2 protein-coding genes are annotated in these 17,657 nt (G+C 76.8%); both read right to left on the bottom strand.

Features of this window, described 5'->3' with window-relative positions:
* On the bottom strand, positions 1-1,795 hold a 1,795-nt coding region (locus ACIRBY_RS30370), incomplete at its 3' end, for a type I polyketide synthase (protein WP_403906513.1).
* 30 nt (positions 1,796-1,825) lie between these two features.
* A complete protein-coding gene (locus ACIRBY_RS30365; RefSeq protein WP_403906510.1) occupies positions 1,826-17,647 on the bottom strand; it encodes a type I polyketide synthase in 15,822 nt (5,273 codons plus the stop codon).
* Positions 17,648-17,657 lie beyond the last annotated feature (10 nt).

The raw sequence follows: 17,657 nt of genomic DNA, 5'->3' as shown, positions 1-17,657 counted from the left end.
GCGCCGCGAACACCGGCGAGGAGTCCAGGAGTTCCCGACCCATACCGGCCCACTGCGCACCCTGACCCGGGAACACCCACACGACCTTGCCCGGCCCGACCGCGCCGGCCGCCCGGCCGGAGGTGACGGCGGCCGCGGTCTCCCCGCGGGCCAGCGCCCGCAGCCCGGCCAGCGCCTCGTCGTGCGAGCCGGCGAGGACCACCGCGCGCTCGGCCAGCACCGCGCGGCCCGACACCAGCGCGCCGGCCACGTCCGCCAGGGGCAGCCCGGGGGCGTCCTCGACGAACGCGGCGAGCCGCTCGGCCTGGGCCGTCAGCGACCCGGCGGTCTGGGCCGACACCACCAGCGGCACCGCGCCCGGAGCCCGCTCCTGCACGGCCGGCGCGGCCGGCGCGGCGGTCTCCTCGGCGGGGGCCTCCTCCAGGATCATGTGCGCGTTGGTGCCGCTGGCACCGAACGAGGAGACGCCGGCGCGGCGCGGGCGCTCGCCGCGCGGCCAGTCCCGCGCCTCGGTCAGCAGCTCGACCGCGCCCGCGGACCAGTCGACCTGCGGGGTGGGCGCGTCGACGTGCCGGGTCGCCGGGAGCACGCCGTGGCGCAGCGCCTGCACCGTGCTGATCACGGCGGCCACACCGGACGCCGCCTGCGTGTGCCCGATGACGGACTTGACGGAGCCGAGCCACAGCGGCTGCTGCGGGTCGCGGCCCTGACCGTAGGTGGCCAGGAGCGCCTGGGCCTCGATCGGGTCGCCGAGGACGGTGCCCGTGCCGTGGCCCTCGACCGCGTCCACGTCCGCCGGGGTGAGGCCGGAGCTCTCCAGGGCCTTGCGGATCACGCGCTGCTGCGCGGGGCCGTTGGGGGCGGTCAGGCCGTTGGAGGCGCCGTCCTGGTTGATCGCGCTGCCGCGGATGACGGCCAGTACGCGGTGGCCGCGCTCGCGCGCCACGGACAGCCGTTCCAGCAGCAGCACGCCGACGCCCTCGGCCCAGCCGGAGCCGTCGGCTCCGGCGGCGTAGGACTTGCAGCGCCCGTCGAAGGCGAGGGCGCGCTGGCGGGCGAAGCCGACGAAGCCGCCGGGTGTCGCCATGACGGTCGCTCCGCCCGCGAGGGCCATGGAGCACTCGCCGCGGCGCAGGGCCTGCGCGGCGAGGTGGATGGCGACCAGCGAGGAGGAGCACATGGTGTCGACGGTGACCGCGGGGCCTTCGAGGCCCAGGGAGTAGGCGACGCGGCCGGAGGCGACGCCGCCGGCGGTCCCGAGGGCGCGCTCCAGGCTGAGGTAGTCCTCGTGGCCGCTGAGGTCGGGTGCGTAGTCCTGGTGGACGATGCCGGTGAACACGCCGACGTCGCCGCCGCGCACCGAGTGCGGGTCGATGCCGGCCCGTTCGAAGGTCTCCCAGGACACTTCGAGGAGCTGGCGCTGCTGCGGGTCCATGGCGAGGGCCTCGCGCGGGGAGATCCCGAAGAAGCCGGCGTCGAACCGGCCGGCGTCGCGCAGGAAGGCGCCTTCCTTCACGTACGTCGTGCCCGGGTGGTCGGGGTCGGGGTGGTAGAGGCCCTCGACGTCCCAGCCGCGGTCCTCGGGGAACGGGCCGTACACGTCGGCGCCTTCGGAGACCACGCGCCAGAAGTCCTCCGGGCCGCTGATGCCGCCGGCGTAGCGGCACGCCATGGAGACGATCGCGATGGGCTCCGCGGCCGCCGCGGCGAGCGTGCTGTTCTCCTGCTGGAGCCGGGCGTTCTCCTTCAGCGAGGCGCGCAGTGCCTCGACGACCTGCTGGTCGGGCGCCGACATATCCATCCTCCACGATTCGTTCACAGGTGATCAGCTCGTCTTGCCCAGGGCCCGCTGCACGAGGTCGGCAACGTCCATGGCGTCGATCAGTTCCGCGTCGGCGGCGGCCGCCGGCGGTTCTCCTCCGGGTGCGGCGGCGCCGTTGCCGGCGTCGGGGTCCGCGTCCGCTCCCGTCTCGGCGAGGCCGAGCAGGGCGTCCAGCACTCCCGCGTCCCTGAACCGGGCGAACGGGACGGACGCCAGGACGCGCCTGAGGTCGTCCTCGCGCGGGTCCGGGCCGTCGTCGGCCTGCCGGAGCAGTTCGGAGCGCAGGTACCCGACCAGTGCCTCGGGGGTGGGGTAGTCGAAGACCAGCGTCGCGGGCAGCCGCAGTCCGGTGGCCGCGTTCAGGGTGTTGCGCAGGTTGACGGCGGCCAGCGAGTCGAAGCCGACCTCCTGGAAGGCCTGCCGCGGGCCGATGCCGTCGGCGCCGCTGTGGCCGAGGACCGTCGAGGCGTGGCCGCGTACCAGCCGGAGCAGGATGCGGTCCTGCTCGGCTTCCGGGACCGCGCGCAGGGAGTCCGCGAGGGACGCGGCGGCGTCGCCGTCCCCGCCGTCGCCCTGCAGCGCCTGGAGGGCCTGCGCGGCTTCGGGGAGGTCGGCGAACAGGGGGCTGGGGCGGACCGAGGTGAACGCGGGGATGAACGCGCCCCAGTCCATGTCGGCCACGGCCACGGACTTCTCGTTGCCCTGGACCGCCTGCACCATCGCGGTGACCGCGAGCTGCGGGGGCACGGGCAGGACGCCCCGGCGGCGGAGCTGGGCGAGGGCGGCCTCGTCCATGCCCACGCCGACCATGTCGAGGGCGCCCCAGGCGATCGACGTCGCCCGCAGTCCGCGGCCGCGGCGGCACTCGATCAGGGCGTCGAGCACGGCGTTCGCCGCGCCGGACGGGCCCTGGCCGCCGCCGCCCCACACGCCGGCGATCGAGGAGAAGACCACGAACGCGTCGAGCGGCGTGTCCTCGAACAGTCCGTCCAGCCACACGGCCGTGTCCACCTTGGCGGCGAACACGCCGGCGAGGTCCTGTACTGCGGTGTCGTCGATGGAGCTGGTCTGCGTGACGTCGGCGGCGTGCACGACGGCCGTGAGGGGATGCTCGGGGGCCTCGGGGCCGGCCAGGCGTGCGAGGGCCTCCCGGTCGCCGTCCGCGCAGGACTCCACGAGGGTGTCGAGGCCCAGCGCGGCCAGTTCCGCCCGCAGCTGCGGCACGCTGTCGTCGGCCGCCACCGCGGTGGTGGTGACGACGAGGCGGGCCGCTCCGGCCTGGGCGAGCCAGACCGAGGCGTGCCGTCCGAGGCCTTCGGCGCCGCCGGTGACCAGGACGGTGCCCCGGGGCCGCCAGCCGTCGCCGGTGGACTCCGGTACGGGCTTGCGGACCAGGCGCCGGGCGTACACGCCGGAGCGGCGTACCGCGAGCTGGTCCTCGCCTGCGGCGGAGTTCAGGGCCGCGAGCAGGCGGGGGGCCGTGCGCGGGTCGGCGGTGGCGGGCAGGTCGAGCAGGCCGCCCCACCGGTCGGGCCGTTCGAGCGCGGCGGCCCGGCCGAGGCCCCACAGCGCCGCGGGGACCGGGGAGGTGAGGGTGTCGTGGATGCCGATGTTCACGGCGCCCCGGGTGACGCACCACAGCGGCTGGGGGGCGTCGCAGTCGCCCAGGGCCTGGATCAGCGCGAGCGTCGGCGCCGTGGCCGAGGCCGGGTCCTGGGGGCGTCCGTCGTCGGCGGGCCGGTCGTCGAGCGCGAGGAGGGACAGGACGCCGCTCAGGTCCTGGGCGGCCAGGACCTCGGCCAGGCGCCGGGCGAGCCGGTCCCGGGTGAGGTCGGCGGCGCCGGCCTCCAGCAGGACCGTGCCGAGGCCGAGGCCGGTCAGCTCGTCCAGGAGCGCGTCGGTGGCGCCGCCGGCCGGACGGCCGGACGGTACGATGACCAGCCAGCGACCGCCGGGTATGCCGGCCGCCTCGCGTTCGAGGGGCTGCCAGGTGACGTGGTAGCGCAGCTTCTCGGCGGTGGAGCGTTCGCGGCGCTTGCCGCGCCATTCGGCGAGGACGGGCACGACCGTGTCCAGGGCGCTGCGCTGGTCGGCCGAGGCCATGTCCAGCAGTTCGCCGAGGGAGTCCAGGTCGGCGCGCTCGACGGCGTCCCAGAAGTCGCAGTCCGCGCCTTCGGCCTCCCCGGCGGGGCCGGTGGCGGTGTCCGCCTCCTCCAGCCAGTAGTGCTGGCGGTCGAAGGCGTACGTCGGGAGCTCCACGCGGCGGGCCGGCGGCGGCAGCACACCGCTCCAGTCCACGGCCGTCCCGCGGACGAACAGCTCGGCCGCCGAGGCGTACAGCCGCCGCAGGCCCCCGTCCCCGCGGCGCAGGGTGCCGGTCACCACGGCGTCGGCTTCGGCGCCGTCGGCCGCCTCGTTGACCGGCTGGACGAGCACCGGGTGGGCGCTGACCTCGACGAACACGCCGTGGCCCTGGGCGAGGAGGGCGGTGACGGCCGGGCCGAAGCCGACCCGGCCGCGCAGGTTGCGGTACCAGTAGCCGCCGTCCAGGACACCGGCCTCCGCCACCCAGCCGCCGGTCACGGTCGAGTAGAAGGGGACCGTGGGGGCCAGGGCCTCCACCCCGGCCAGCAGTTCGGCGAGGGAGTCCTCGATGGCCTCGACGTGCCGGCTGTGGGAGGCGTAGTCCACGGCGACCCGGCGCACCCGGACGCCCTCGAAGGCCAGGGCCTCCAGCGCCTCGTCGAGTGCCTCGGCGTCACCGGCGACCACCACGGACGACGGGCTGTTGACGGCGGCGACCTCGACCCGGTCGGCCCACCGCTCCAGACGGGCCACGGCCTCATCGGCGCTCAGCGCCACCGAGGCCATTCCGCCGCGGCCGGCCAGCTCCTTGGCGATGGCCCGGCTGCGCAGGGCCACCACCCGGGCCGCGTCCTCCAAAGACAGAGCACCCGAGACACAGGCGGCGGCGATCTCGCCCTGCGAGTGGCCGACCACCGCGTCGGGACGGACACCCAGCGAGGCCCAGACGGCCGCCAGACCGACCATGACCGCGAAACTCGCGGGCTGGAGCACGTCGACACGGTCCAGCAGCTCCGCCGCGACCTCGCCCCGAAGGACCTCGGTCAGCGACCAGTCCACCCACGGCTCCAGCGCCGCGGCACACTCCGCGATGCGGTCGGCGAACACCGGCGAGGAATCGAGCAGCTCACGACCCATACCGGCCCACTGCGACCCCTGACCCGGGAACACCCACACGACCTTGCCCGGCCCGTCCGCGCCGGGGGCGGCGCTGCCGGTCACCAGGTTCGGGGCGCTCTCACGGCGGGCCAGCGCCCGCAGCCCGGCGAGGGCCTCATCGGCGGACCCGGCCACGACCACCGCGCGCTCGCCGAGCAGCGCACGGCTCGACACCAGGGCCGCGGCCACCTCCGCCGGCGACACCCCGTCGGCTTCCTCGACGTACGCGGCCAGCCGTCCGGCCTGACCGGCCAGGGAGGCTGCGCCGCGCGCCGACACCACCAGCGGGACCGCGCCCCCGGACATCGGGGCCCGGGCCGTCGCCGCGGCCTCCTCCTCGGGGGCTTCCTCCAGGACCAGGTGCGCGTTCGTCCCGCTGGCACCGAACGAGGAGACGCCCGCCCGGCGCGGCCGGCCGTCGCGCGACCACTCCCGCGCCTCGGTCAGCAGCCGTACCGCCCCGGCGGACCAGTCCACGGCCGTCGTGGGCTCCGCCACGTGCAGGGTGCCGGGCATCACGCCGTGCCGCATGGCCATGACCATCTTGATCACGCCCGCCACGCCCGCAGCGGCCTGCGTGTGGCCGATGTTGGACTTCAGCGAGCCCAGCCACAGCGGCCGCTCGGGGTCGCGCCCCTTGCCGTACGTCGCCAGCAGCGCCTGCGCCTCGATCGGGTCGCCCAGCGCGGTGCCCGTGCCGTGGGCCTCGACCACGTCCACGTCGGCCGGGGCGAGTCCGGCCGTGGCCAGCGCCTTGCGGATGACCCGCTGCTGCGACGGCCCGTTGGGGGCGGTCAGGCCGTTGGAGGCCCCGTCCTGGTTGACCGCGCTGCCGCGCAGCACCGCCAGCACCTCGTGCCCGCGCTCGCGTGCCACGGAGAGCCGCTCCAGCACCACGACGCCGACGCCTTCGGCCCAGCCGGTTCCGTCGGCCGTCGAGGAGAAGGCCTTGCAGCGCCCGTCGGCGGACAGGCCGCGCTGCCGGGAGAACTCCAGGAACGCGTCCGGGCCGGCCATCACCGTCGCGCCGCCGGCGAGGGCCATCGAGCACTCGCCCTGCCGCAGCGCCTGCGCCGCCAGGTGGATCGCGACCAGGGAAGAGGAGCACGCCGTGTCCACCGTCACGGCCGGGCCCTCGAAGCCGAACACGTACGAGACGCGGCCCGAGGCCACGCTCGCCGCCGTGCCGGTCATGAGGTAGCCCTGGACGTTCTCGGGGACCTGGTGGAGACGGGTCACGTAGTCGTGGTGGACGATGCCGGTGAAGACGCCGATGTCGGCGCCCTTGGCGGACAGCGGGTCGATGCCGGCCCGCTCCAGGGCCTCCCAGGAGGTCTCCAGCAGCAGCCGCTGCTGCGGGTCCATCGCCAGGGCCTCGCGCGGGGAGATCCCGAAGAGCCCGGCGTCGAACTGCGCCGCCTCGTGGAGGAAGCCGCCCGAACGGGTGTAGCTCGTGCCCGGGCGCGCCGGGTCCGGGTGGTACAGGCCCTCCAGGTCCCAGCCGCGGTCGAGCGGGAAACCGGAGACCGCGTCGCGCCGTTCGGCGACCAGCCTCCACAGTTCCTCCGGACTGTCCGCGCCGCCCGGGAGCCGGGTGCTCATGGCGACGATGGCGATCGGCTCGTCGGAGACGGCCGCCGCGGCCGCCGCTTGCGGCGCCTCCTGCTCGCCGAGGAGCTCGGCCCGCAGGTACGCGGCGAGGGCGGTGGGGCTCGGGTAGTCGAAGACCAGGGTCATCGGCAGGTCGTCCACCCCGGTGAGCTCGCGCAGGCGGTTGCGGAGCTTGACCGCGCTGAGGGAGTCGACGCCGAGGCCCTTGAAGGACAGTTCCGCGTCGAGCGCGTCCGACGCGCGGTGGCCGAGGACGAAGGCGGTCGCCTCCTGCACCAGGTCCCGCACCACGCGCTGCTGCTCCTCGGCCGGCAGCCCGGCGAGCCGGTCCGCGAGCGCGTCCCCGGCCCCTTCGCCGCGCGCCGCCACGCGCCGGACGGGGGCCCGCGGCGCGGTCCGCTCCCCGGCCGCGGGGGCCGCCTGGGCGGGCTCCCGTCCGGGTACGGCGTCCAGGGCCAGCGGGCCGAGGACCGCGACGGGGTCGCCCGCCGCGTCGGCGAGTTCCAGCAGGTGGCGGCCGTCCTGCGCCGGGGTGGCGCGCAGCCTCAGCGCGGCGGCGCCTTCCGCGTACACGGCCAGGCCCGCGCAGCGCGACAGGTCGCGGGCACCGTCGTCGCCGGAGGGGGCCGCGGTGGTGTCCAGGACCCGCAGCGCGGTGTCGAGGAGGACCGGGTGGAGGGTGAACCGCGCCGCCTCCTCGGCGAGTTCGGCGGGCAGGACGATCTCCGCGAAGGTGGAGCCGTCCCGCTCCCACACGCGCGGCGCTCCCGGGAGGGAGGTCGCGCCGTCGGCGGGCAGCGGCCAGGTGCGCGGGTCGAAGGAGGGCTGCGGCGTTCCGGGCACCAGGACGGCCCGCGCGTGGCAGGTCCAGGTCCCGAGCCCGCCGTCGTCGGAGCGGCGGCCGTGGACGGCGGCGCGGCGGCGGCCGTCCGGGCCGGGGGCGTCCACCGACACCCGTATCCGGGTGTGGCCGTGCTCCGGGACCGTCAGGGGTGCCTCGACGGCGACCTGTTCGAGGCTTCCGCAGCCGGCTTCGTCGCCGGCCCGGACGAGCATCTCCAGCAGCGCCGCGGCCGGGATGTCGGCGGGGGCGTCCGCCGGGCCGGAGGGGCGTCCCGGGCCGTGCGGCGCGAGCCGTCCGGTGAGCACGTAGCCGCCTTCCCCGCCCGTGTCGCCGGGTACGTCGACGACGGCGGCGAGCAGCGGGTGTCCGGTACCGGTGGTGCCGAGGGCTTCGGCGCCGCCGCGCGGGCCGGCGTCGGAGCCGGCCCAGTACCGCTGGTGCTGGAAGGCGTACGTGGGCAGCTCGGGACCGGCCGCCGTGGCGGGCCGGCCGAGGAGGGCCGTCCAGTCCAGGTCCGCGCCGCGTACGTGCAGTTCCGCGAGGGTGGTCAGGACGCCCTCGGTCTCGCCTCCGTCCTTGCGCAGGCCGGCGAGGAAGGCGTGCTCCGGCGTGTCGCCGAGGGTGGCGGAGGCCAGCGCGGCGAGGGCGCCGCCCGGGCCCAGCTCCAGGAAGGTGGTGGCGCCGCGGTCGGCGAGCGCGGTGACGGCGTCGCCGAACCGGACGGCGCCGCGGGCCTGGTCGACCCAGTATCCGGGGGTGGCGAGCAGTCCGTCGCGGGCGGGCGCGCCGGTGAGGGTGGAGACGACGGGGAGGGTGCCGGGGTGGTACGTCAGGCTCTCCGCGACCGTGCGGAACGCATCGAGCATCGGCTCCATGAGCGGGGAGTGGAAGGCGTGGCTGACCGGCAGCCGGCGCGTCTTGCGGCCGCGGCCCGCCAGTTCGGCGGCGACGGCGAGGACGGGCTCCTCGGCGCCGGAGAGCACCAGCGCGTCGGGGCCGTTGACCGCCGCGACGCCGACGACGCCCCGGGCCCGGGCCAGCAGGGGGGCGAGCTCGGCCTCGGTCGCCTGGACGGCGACCATCGCGCCGCCCGCGGGCAGGGCCTGCATCAGCCGGCCGCGCGCGGCGATGAGCCGGCCCGCGTCCCGCAGCCCCAGGACGCCGGAGACGTGCGCGGCGGTGATCTCGCCGACGGAGTGGCCGGCGAGGAGGTCCGGCCGGACCCCCCACGACTCGAAGAGCCGGTACAGCGCGGTCTCCAGGGCGAAGAGGGCGCCCTGCGTGTAGGCGGTCCGGTCGAGCAGCTCGCTGCCGGCGGCTCCGGGGGCGGCGGACACGACCTCGCGCAGCGGGCGCTCCACGTGGCCGGTCAGGTGCTCCTCGACGGCGGCGCAGGCGGCTTCGAAGGCCTCGCGGAAGACCGGCTGGGTGCGGGCGAGTTCGCTGCCCATGGCGGCCCACTGGCTGCCCTGGCCGGTGAAGAGGACGGCCAGCTTGCCGGGGGCGGGGGTGCCGAGGACCACGGCGGGGGACGCCTCGCCGCGGCCGAGGGCGCCGAGGCCGGCGGCCAGAGCGCCCCGGCCGGAGGCCAGGACGACGGCGCGGTGGTCGAGCCGGGCGCGTGCGGTGGCGAGGGCGTGGGCGGTGTCGGTGAGCGGCACGTCGGGGCGCTCGTCGAGGAAGCGGGCGAGCCGGGCGGCCTGGCCGCGCAGTCCGGCCCGCGTCCGCGCCGAGACCGGGACGAGTACGGGTACGGGCGCGGGTACGGGTTCGGGGGCGGGTTCGGGGTCGTCCGCCGGTGCGGGTACGGCTGCGGATGCGGGGTCGTCCGCCGGTGCGGGCAGCGGTGCGGCGGGGGCCGGCGGCTGTCCGGGGGCTTCCTCGACGATGACGTGGGCGTTGGTGCCGCCGATGCCGAAGGAGGAGACGCCGGCCCGGCGGGGGCGGCCGTCGCCGGGCCAGTCGCGGGCCTCGGTCAGCAGTTCCACGGCGCCCGCGGACCAGTCGACGTGTGAGGACGGGCGGTCGACGTGCAGCGTCCGCGGGAGGATCCCGTGCCGCATCGCCATCACCATCTTGATGACGCCCGCCACACCGGCGGCCGCCTGCGTGTGGCCGATGTTCGACTTCACGGAGCCCAGCCACAGCGGCCGGCCGCCCGGCCGGTCCTGGCCGTAGGTCGCGAGGAGGGCCTCGGCCTCGATGGGGTCGCCGAGGGTCGTGCCCGTGCCGTGGGCCTCCACGGCGTCCACGTCCGAGGCGGCCAGCCCCGCCTGGGCCAGGGCCTTGCGGATCACCCGCTGCTGGGCGGGGCCGTTGGGCGCGGTCAGGCCGTTCGAGGCGCCGTCCTGGTTGACCGCGGAGCCGCGCAGCACGGCGAGCACCCGGTGGCCGCGGCGGCGGGCGTCCGACAGCCGCTCGACGAGCAGCAGGCCCGCGCCCTCGGACCAGCCGGTGCCGTCGGCGCCGTCCGCGAAGGCCTTGCACCGGCCGTCGGGGGCCAGCCCGCGCTGGCGGGAGAACTCGACGAAGGTCTCGACGGTGCCCATCACCATCACCCCGCCGGCCAGCGCCATCGAGCACTCGCCCTGCCTCAGTGCCTGCGCGGCCATGTGCAGGGCCACCAGCGAGGAGGAGCAGGCCGTGTCGACCGTGATGGCCGGGCCCTCGAAGCCGTAGTGGTAGGCGATGCGGCCGGAGGTGACGGCGCCCGAGGCTCCGGTGAGGCGGAACCCCTCGACGCCGGACGCCCCGTGCATCCGTACGGTGTAGTCGTGGCTGTTGACGCCGACGAAGACGCCCACGTCCTCGCCGGCCAGCGTCGTCGGGTCGATCGCGGCCCGCTCGAAGGCCTCCCAGGAGGTCTCCAGCAGCAGGCGCTGCTGCGGGTCCATGGCGAGGGCCTCGTTCGGGGAGATGCCGAAGAAGGCGGCGTCGAAGCCGGGGGCGTCGTCGAGGAACGCCCCGTGGCGGACGTAGGTGGTGCCGGGGTGGTCGGGGTCGGCGTGGAAGAGCCCGTCGGTGTCCCAGTCGCGGTCGGCGGGGAACTCGGTGACGGCGTCGACGCCTTCGGCGACCACCCGCCAGAGGTCCTCGGGGCTGTGTACCCCGGCCGGGAAGCGGCAGGCCATGGCGACGATGGCGATCGGATCGTCCTCGTCCGGCCCGGTGGACGGGGTGCCGGTCCGGGGCCGCTGGGATGCGGCGCCCGCGGCGGCCGCGTCGCCGAAGAGCCTGGTGCGCAGGTGCTCGGCGAGGGCGGCCGGCTTCGGGTGGTCGAAGACGACCACCGGGGACAGGGCCAGTCCGGTGGCGGTGGCCAGCCGGTTGCGCAGCTCGACCGCCGTGAGCGAGTCGAACCCGGCCTCCTTGAAGGTCCGGCCCGCGGGGACGGCGTCGGCGGAGGCGTGCCCCAGCACCTCGGCGGCGTGCCGCCGGACCAGTTCGAGGAGGGCCTCGGACTGCTCGGCCCCGCTCAGGCCGGCGAGGCGCTCGCGCAGGGGGGCGGTGGCGGACGGGCCGGCGGCGGCCCGGGCGGTGGGGCGCGGCGACGGGGCCAGGCCGCGCAGCAGCGGCGGTACCGGGGCCTCGGCGGCGGCCTTCCGGAGGGCGGGCACGTCGAACTTGGCGGCCACCAGGGCGCCTTCGCCGCCGAGGGCGGCGTCGAGCAGGGCCATGCCCTCGGCGGCGGAGAGCCCGCCCATGCCGATGCGCTGGTTGCGGCGCAGGTCGGCGGCGCCGAGGTGCTCGGTCATGGAGCTGACCGTCGACCAGTAGCCCCAGGCGAGGGAGACGGCCGGCAGGCCGAGGGCGTTGCGCCGGCGCGCGAGCTCGTCCAGGTAGGCGTTGGCGGCCGCGTAGTTGGCCTGGCCGGGGTTGCCGAGCACACCGGCGGCGGAGGAGAACAGGACGAACGCGGCCAGGTCCAGGTCCCGGGTGAGCTCGTGCAGGTGGAGCGCCGCGTCGGCCTTCGGCCGCAGGACGGTGTCCACGCGCCGCGGGGTCAGCTCGGTGAGCACCCCGTCGTCCAGGACGCCGGCCGAGTGCACGACGGCGGTCAGCGGGTGCTCGGCGGGTATCGCGTTCAGGAGGGCCTCGACCTGGGCCCGGTCCGCGGTGTCGCAGGCGGCGACGGTGACGGATGCGCCCAGGGCGGTCAGCTCGTCGCGGAGCGCGGGGGCGTGGCCGCGGCGGCCCGCCAGCACCAGGTGGCGGACGCCGTACGCGGTGACCAGGTGCCGGGCCGTCAGGGCGCCGAGCGTTCCCGTGCCGCCGGTGATCAGTACGGTGCCCTCGGGGTCCAGGGCCCGGCGCCCGGCCGGGGGCTCAGCGGCGGGCACCCGTACCAGCCGGGGCACCTCGGCCACGCCGTCGCGCACCCTGATCTGGGCTTCGCCGCCGAGGAGCACGGCCGGGAGGACGGAGCGGGGGGCGTCGAGCTCGGCGAGCACGATCCGGCCTGGGTGCTCGGACTGCGCGGAGCGCACCAGGCCCCACACGGCGGCGGCCTCCAGGCCGTCGTCCGCGCCGGTGACCACGGCCAGCCGGGTCCCGGCCAGGGCGGGCTCCGCCAGCCAGGCCTGGAGGACGGCCAGGGCCGCGTCGACCGCCGCGCGGGGGTCGGTGGTCCCGGCGGTGGCCCGGACCTCGTACAGGAGGACGTCGGGGGCCGAGCCGGCGCAGGCGGTCACGTCCGCGCCGGTGGCGACGGTCACGACGTCGAGGGGCCGGTCCTGCGCGGCGGGCAGCGCGTACGGCGTCCACTCGACGCGGAACAGGGCGTCGTGCGGCAGCGCGGCCGTGATGCCCGCCTGTTCGGGGGAGAAGGGGGTGCAACGGACCGACGCGAGGGTCAGGACGGGCTGTCCGGCGAGATCGGTCAGCTCCAGGCCCCCGCCGTCCGCCGGGCGCACGCGCAGGGCGGCGGCGCCGGAGGCCAGCAGGGACACCCCGGTCCACCGGGACGGGAGCGTGCCGGCGGGGACGACCGTGCGGACGGCCGCGTCCAGCAGCGCCGGGTGCAGCCCGTAGCGGCCCGCGTCGCGCAGCGAGGTCTCGTCCAGGGCGACGTCGGTGGCCGGTCCGAATCCGGCCGGGGCCGTGCCGGCGGCCGCGGCCGGGGCGGTGGGGGCGAGCACGCCGTGCGCGTGCCGCGTCCACGGGGCGTCGACGGGGGCGTCGGCGGCGCGTGAGTGGACCTCCACCGACCGCTGCCCGGTCCCGTCGGGTGCGCCGACGAGCACTTGGACGCTGCGGCCGCCGCGCTGCGGCAGCACGACGGGTGCGTCGACGGTCAGTTCGGCGAGTACGGGGGTGGCGGCGAGGTCGCCGAGCCGGATGGACAGCTCGACCAGGGCCGCGTTCGGGACGACGACGGCGCCGGACACCAGGTGGTCCGCGAGCCAGGGGTGCGCGCGCAGCGACCAGTGGGACGTGGCCATGAGGCCGCCGGGGCCGGGCAGGCCGACGACCGCCCCGAGGAGGGGGTGGCCGGCGGGGGCCAGCCCGAGCGAGGCCGCGTCGGCGGCCGGGCCGGCCGCGGGGAGCCAGTAGTGCCGGTGGTCGAAGGCGTAGGTCGGCAGCTCCGCGCGCCCGGTCGTGGCGGGCAGGACGGCGGTCCAGTCGACGGCCGCGCCGCGGACGAACAGCTCGGCCAGGGAGGCGTACAGGCGGCGCAGGCCGCCGTCCCCGCGCCGCAGCGAGCCGGCGACGACCGCGTCGGCGCCCTCGACGGTCTCGCTGATGGGCTGGACCAGCACCGGGTGGGCACTGACCTCCAGGAATACCCCGTAACCCCGTCCGGCCAGTTCGGCGACGGCCGGGCCGAAGCCGACCTGGCCGCGCAGGTTGCGGTACCAGTAGCCGCCGTCCAGGACACCGGCGTCCTCGATCCAGCCGCCGGTGACGGTGGAGTAGAACGGCACCTCGGGGGCCTTCGCGACGATCCCCGCGAGGGTCTCGGCGAGCGTGTCCTCGATCGCCTCGACGTGCCGGGTGTGGGAGGCGTAGTCCACCGCGACGCGCCGCACGCGGACGCCTTCGGCGGAGAGCGCCTCCAGGGCCTCGTCCAGCGCCTGCGCGTCGCCCGCGACGACCACGGACGACTGGCTGTTGACCGCGGCCACCTCGACCCGGTCCGCCCACGGCGCCAGCCCGGCCGCCGCCTCGTCGGCGCCCAGCGCGACCGAGGCCATCCCGCCCCGGCCCGCCAGCTCCCCGGCGATGGCCCGGCTGCGCAGCGCCACCACCCGGGCCGCGTCGTCCAGCGACAGCGCGCCGGAGACGCAGGCGGCGGCGATCTCCCCCTGGGAGTGGCCCAGGACCGCGTCGGGCACCACGCCCGCCGAGGACCAGACGGCCGCCAGGCCCACCATCACCGCGAAGCTCGCCGGCTGGAGCACGTCCACCCGGTCCAGCAGTTCCGGCGCGGCCTCGCCCCGCAGGACCTCGGTCAGCGACCAGTCGATCCACGGCTCCAGCGCGGCCGCACACTCCGCGATCCGCGCCGCGAACACCGGCGAGGAGTCGAGCAGTTCCCGTCCCATGCCGGCCCACTGCGAGCCCTGGCCGGGGAACACCCAGACCACCCCGCCCGGAGCAGCCGCAGTGCCGGAGACCACGCCCGCCGCACCTTCACCACGTGCCAGCCCCTCCAACCTCGTCCGCGCCTCCTCGGCCGAGGAGGCCACGACCACCGCGCGCTCACCGAGGACCGCGCGCTCCGCCACCAGCGCCGCGGCGACCTCCGCCAGGGAGGCGTCACCCCGGCCGACGTACTCCGCCAGCCGCCCGGCCTGACCGGCCAGCGAGGCCGCGCTGCGCGCCGACACCACCAGCGGGACCACGGCACCGGCCACCGGAGCCCGCTCCGCGGCCTCCTCCTCGGGGGCCTCTTCCAGGATCAGGTGCGCGTTCGTCCCGCTGACCCCGAAGGACGAGACGCCCGCCCGGCGCGGCCGGCCGTCGCGCGGCCACTCCCGCGCCTCGGTCAGCAGCTCCACCGCGCCCGCCGACCAGTCCACCTGCGGGGTGGGCTCCGCCACGTGCAGGGTCGCCGGCAGCACTCCGTGCCGCAGCGCCTGGACCATCTTGATCACGCCGGCCACGCCCGCCGCGGCCTGCGTGTGGCCGATGTTGGACTTGAGCGAGCCCAGCCACAGCGGCCGCTCGGGGTCGCGCCCCCTGCCGTACGTGGCCAGCAGCGCCTGCGCCTCGATCGGGTCGCCCAGGGACGTACCGGTCCCGTGGGCCTCGACCGCGTCGACGTCGGCCGGTGCCAGCCCGGCGGCGGCCAGCGCCTTGCGGATCACCCGCTGCTGGGCGGGACCGCTGGGAGCCGTCAGGCCGTTGGAGGCCCCGTCCTGGTTGACCGCGCTGCCGCGCAGCACCGCCAGCACCCGGTGGCCGCGCTCCCGCGCCACCGACAGCCGCTCCAGCACCACGACGCCGGCGCCTTCGGCCCAGCCCGTGCCGTCGGCCGTGGAGGAGAACGCCTTGCAGCGCCCGTCGGCCGCGAGGGCCCGCTGCCGGGAGAACTCCACGAAGTGGGCGGGCGTCGCCATCACGGCCGCGCCGCCGGCCAGGGCCATCGAGCACTCGCCCTGCCGCAGCGCCTGCGCCGCCAGGTGCAGGGCCACCAGCGACGAGGAGCAGGCCGTGTCCACCGACACCGCCGGGCCTTCGAGTCCCAGGACGTACGAGACCCGGCCCGAGGCCACGCTCGCCGCCGACCCGGTGGTCGTGAAGCCCTCCAGTTCCGGGGCCACCGCGGCGGCGCCGGTCCCGTACCCCTGGCCGAACAGCCCGGAGAAGACGCCGACGTCGGCGCCCTTGAGCGACAGCGGGTCGATGCCGGCCCGCTCCAGGGCCTCCCAGGAGGTCTCCAGCAGCAGCCGCTGCTGCGGGTCCATCGCCAGGGCCTCGCGCGGCGAGATCCCGAACAGCCCGGCGTCGAACAGGCCCGCGCCCTCCAGGAAGCCGCCCCGGTCGGTGTACGAGGTGCCCGCACGGTCGGGGTCGGGGTCGACCAGGCCGTCCAGGTCCCAGCCGCGGTCCTCGGGGAATCCCGAGACCGCGTCCCGGCCCTCGGACACCAGCCGCCACAGGTCCTCCGGGCCCGCCACGCCGCCCGGCAGGCGGCAGGCCATGCCCACGATGGCGATCGGCTCGCCGGTGTCGGCCACGGCGGAGCCCGCGCCCGGCACGCCCGCCTCCGGGGCGGTCCCGAGCACCTCGGCCCGCAGCGCGGCCGCCAGCGCCGCCGGGGTGGGGTGGTCGAAGACGACGGTGGTGGGCAGCCCCAGTCCGGTGCTCTCCACCAGCCGGTTGCGCAGGGCGACGACGGCCAGGGAGGTGAGGCCCAGGTCGCGGAAGGCGCGGTCGGCCGGCACCCGCCCGCCGTCCGGCTCCCCCAGTGCCTCGGCGGCCCGCGTGCGGACCAGGTCCTCCAGCAGGGCCAGCTGCGCGCGCCCGTCCAGCGCGGCCAGCCGGCCGCGCAGGGCGGCCGTGACGGCGGCGTCGGGCCCGATCTGCCGCGCGGCCTCCTCGGCCAGGCCCGCCCCCGCCTCGTACCGCAGTGCGCCGGGCCGCTCGGCCAGCAGCCGCCGCTGGGTCTTGCCGGAGGCGGTCCGGGGGATGGACCCGACCTCGCGGACCTGCTCGGGCACCTTGTACGCGGCGAGCTGCTCGCGGCAGCGGGCGATCAGCTCCGCGGCGTCGAAGCCGGCGGCGCCGGGGACCACGTACGCGACGGGGACCTCGCCGAGGGTCTCGTGCGGCAGGCCGGCGACGGCCGCGTCGGCGACGCCGTCGACGGTGCGCAGGACCGCCTCGATCTCCTCGGGGTGGATGTTCTCGCCGCCGCGGATCACGAGTTCCTTGATCCGGCCGCAGATGGTGAAGTAGCCGGCCTCGTCGCGGCGGGCCAGGTCGCCGGTGCGGAACCAGCCGTCCTGGAGGGCGGCGGCGGTCGCCCCGGGGTCGTTGTGGTAGCCGACCATGACGTTCGGTCCGCTGACCCAGACCTCGCCCTCCTCCCCGGACGGTACGTCCCGGCCGGTGGTGGGGTGCACGAGGCGGACGTCGACGCCGGGGGCGGGCAGGCCGCAGGAGCCTTCGACGCGGGCGCCGTCCGGGGGGTTCATGGTGATGGCGCCGCAGGTCTCGGTGCTGCCGTAGGCGTCGACCAGCGGGACGCCGAAGAGCTCCTCGAACTCACGGCGCAGCCGGGATCCGGTGACGGCGCCGCCGACCAGGCCGATGCGCAGGCTGGGGACGGAGAAGCCGTCCCGGCGGGCGGCGGCGACCAGGTGGTGGTAGGTGGTGGGGACGCCGGCCAGGAAGGTGGAGCCCTCCTCGCGCAGGGCCCGGATGACGTCCTCGGCGGAACTGCCGTCCATGATCCGGGCGGTGGCGCCGACGGCGGTGACCGACAGGAGGCACGCGATGTGCGAGAGGCTGTGGAAGAGCGGGAGGGGCCAGAGCACCCGGTCCCGGTCGGTGAGGCCGGGGACGGGCACGTAGGAGGAGGCCACGGACCACAGGCAGTTGCGCTGGGTCGACAGGACCCCCTTGGGCCGGCCGGTGGTGCCGGAGGTGTAGAACATCCAGGCGACGTCGTCGAGGCCGAGGTCGTCCCGGGCGGGCACGGCCGGCTCGCGCAGGGCGAGTTCGTCGTACGAGTGGGACGAGGGGTCCCCCGCCGCCCCCTCCCCCACCGGGACCCCGCCGGTCACCAGCAGCGTGGTGCCGGGCCCGAGGGCCGCCGAGCCCCGGAGCCGGTGTGCCTGGGCGGGGTCGGTGACGACCACCCGGGCTCCGCTGTCGGCGAGCAGGTACTCCAGCTCGGCGAGGGACGAGCCCGGGTTGAGGGGGACGCCGACGCCCGCGGCGCGGACGGTCGCGAGGTAGCCCTCGATCATGGAGACGGTGTTGCCGAGGCAGAGGGCGACCCGGTCGCCGGGCTCGACGCCCAGGCCCGCCAGGTGTCCGGCGAGCCTGCGCGTACGCGCCTCCAGGTCGGCGTGGGTGACCGACCGCCGGTCGTCCTCGAAGGCCGTCTTGTCGGGGAAACGGGCCGCGTTCTCCAGGAGTGCGGCGGGAAGTGGCCTGATGAGTTCGGTGCGCACTGCGCCGCAA

The sequence above is a fragment of the Streptomyces sp. NPDC096136 genome, from assembly GCF_044763325.1.
GTDB lineage: Bacteria > Actinomycetota > Actinomycetes > Streptomycetales > Streptomycetaceae > Streptomyces.
This window is presented reverse-complemented; position numbering and strand designations above follow the sequence as displayed.